The organism is Actinomyces culturomici (assembly GCF_900499005.1).
GTDB classification, from domain to species: domain Bacteria; phylum Actinomycetota; class Actinomycetes; order Actinomycetales; family Actinomycetaceae; genus Pauljensenia; species Pauljensenia culturomici.
In genome coordinates, this window is record NZ_LS991328.1 from 1 (window position 1) to 1,805 (window position 1,805).

The window sequence follows — 1,805 nt, forward strand, 5'->3', positions numbered from 1 at the left end:
TCATCGCCCTCGCCCACCGACGCATCCTCACACTCCACGCCATGATCCGAGACGGAGCCCTCTACAACCCCAACCCGACAACACACCTGCCAACAGCCGCTTGACACACCACATAGGGGCACCCCCCCACGGGCCACCGCCCTTCTACCTCCCCGCAGCCGACGCGCGGCCCCGGCCTCGTCGACCCGAGAACCGCCGAACGGAATGAAACGGAAATGGGAAACCCCCGAAGATCGCTCTTCGGGGGTTCGCGGTCCGCTGGTTCAGCGGGTCTCGCGGTGAGCCGTCGACTTGTGGCAGCGCGGGCAGTACTTCGCGAGCTCGAGACGATCCGGCGTGTTACGACGGTTCTTCTTCGTGATGTAGTTGCGCTCCTTGCACTCCGAGCAGGCCAGAGTGATCTTGGGGCGAACATCCTGAGACTTGCTTGCCACGGTGTGTCCTCTTTTGCTGAATAGTGGTGTCGGCGCGCGACCTGTTCGATTGGTAGCGGGGGCGGGGCTCGAACCCGCGACCTCACGATTATGAGTCGTGCGCTCTGACCAGCTGAGCTACCCCGCCGCGGCGCGACCGGGAGGCCGCGACCAGAGCCCCGAAAGGGAATCGAACCCTTGACCTTCTCCTTACCATGGAGACGCTCTGCCGACTGAGCTATCGGGGCAACGCGAAAGAGCCTAATCGAGCCAGGATCGCTTTCGCAATCCGCGCTGCTGAGAAGGACCTCACACGCGCTTCTCGGTCGAACCGAGACTGTGGCGGGGGAGGGATTCGAACCCCCGAAGCATTCCGCGGCTGATTTACAGTCAGCTCCCTTTGGCCACTCGGGTACCCCGCCGTGCTCCGCTTTCGCGGTGCCGTGGAAGAATAACAGGAAACGCTCCCCCAATGCCAATCGGCTCCGGGGTGCGGATCATCACGCGCGCAGCCCCACCGGGACGCGCCTCGAGGAAGGAACGCCGTGGCCGATTCATCGTTCGACATCGTCTCGAAACTCGACCGCCAGGAGGTCGATAACGCCGTCAACCAGACCGCCAAGGAGATCTCCACCCGCTACGACTTCCGTGGCGTCGACGCCGCCATCCGCCTGTCCGGCGACGCCATCGAGATGGAGGCCAACTCGGCCGACCGCGTCCTCGCGATCCTCGACGTCCTCCAGACCAAGCTCATCCGCCGGGGCCTTTCCCTCAAGTGCCTCGACTACAAGGATCGTGAGCCCAAGCCCTCCGGCAAGATCTACAAGCTCGTCGCCCCGCTGCGCGAGGGCATCGCCCAGGACACCGCGAAGAAGATCTCCAAGCTCATCCGCGACGAGGGCCCCAAGGGCGTCAAGGCCCAGATCCAGGGCGACGAGCTCCGCGTCTCCTCCAAGTCGCGCGACGACCTCCAGGCCGTCATCGCCCTCCTCAAGGGCCCCAAGGGCGACGCGCTCGACGTCGCGCTGCAGTTCGTCAACTACCGCTGAGGCTCAGCGCTCCTCCCTGCGGGGTTCCGGAACTCCTCCTCGGGGGCTCCGGGATTCCTCCCCGAGGGCTCCGGGGAATCCGAACTCCGGCGGCCCCGCCCTTCTCGGCTATTGCGGTCGACTTTCGAGGACGCGGCGAGGGGTTTCTCACAGCGAAAGGGCCCGCTGCCCGGTCATGGTGATCGGGCAGCGGGCCCTTCGACGGAGGAAAGGTAATGCTCTCGGCGCGCGAAGGTAATGCTCTCGGCGCGCGAAGGTGATGCTCTCGATGGGAGAGCTGGGCCGGCGGGAGCGGGCGGTTGGGGGGGGTGGTTCTTATGACCAGCCTGCGGCGGCGGCGGAA

2 protein-coding genes and 3 tRNA genes are annotated in these 1,805 nt (G+C 65.6%); 1 reads left to right on the plus strand and 4 read right to left on the minus strand.

Annotated elements, in window-relative coordinates:
- Positions 1-263 precede the first annotated feature (263 nt).
- From rpmG to DY157_RS11200, 4 genes are all read right to left on the minus strand, one after another.
- Positions 264-434, minus strand: a complete 171-nt coding sequence (gene rpmG, locus DY157_RS11185) for a 50S ribosomal protein L33 (protein ID WP_003792256.1) — start codon at positions 432-434, stop codon at positions 264-266.
- Between the two features lie 50 nt (positions 435-484).
- Positions 485-561, minus strand: a tRNA-Met gene (locus tag DY157_RS11190).
- A gap of 27 nt (positions 562-588) precedes the next feature.
- Positions 589-661: transfer RNA gene (locus DY157_RS11195), tRNA-Thr, on the minus strand.
- A gap of 92 nt (positions 662-753) precedes the next feature.
- Positions 754-835 (minus strand) — tRNA-Tyr (locus DY157_RS11200).
- 123 nt (positions 836-958) lie between these two features.
- Between DY157_RS11200 and DY157_RS11205 the strand changes: the two genes are divergently transcribed.
- Positions 959-1,462, plus strand: a complete 504-nt coding sequence (locus tag DY157_RS11205; protein WP_115728722.1) for a YajQ family cyclic di-GMP-binding protein — start codon at positions 959-961, stop codon at positions 1,460-1,462.
- Positions 1,463-1,805: the final 343 nt, after the last annotated feature.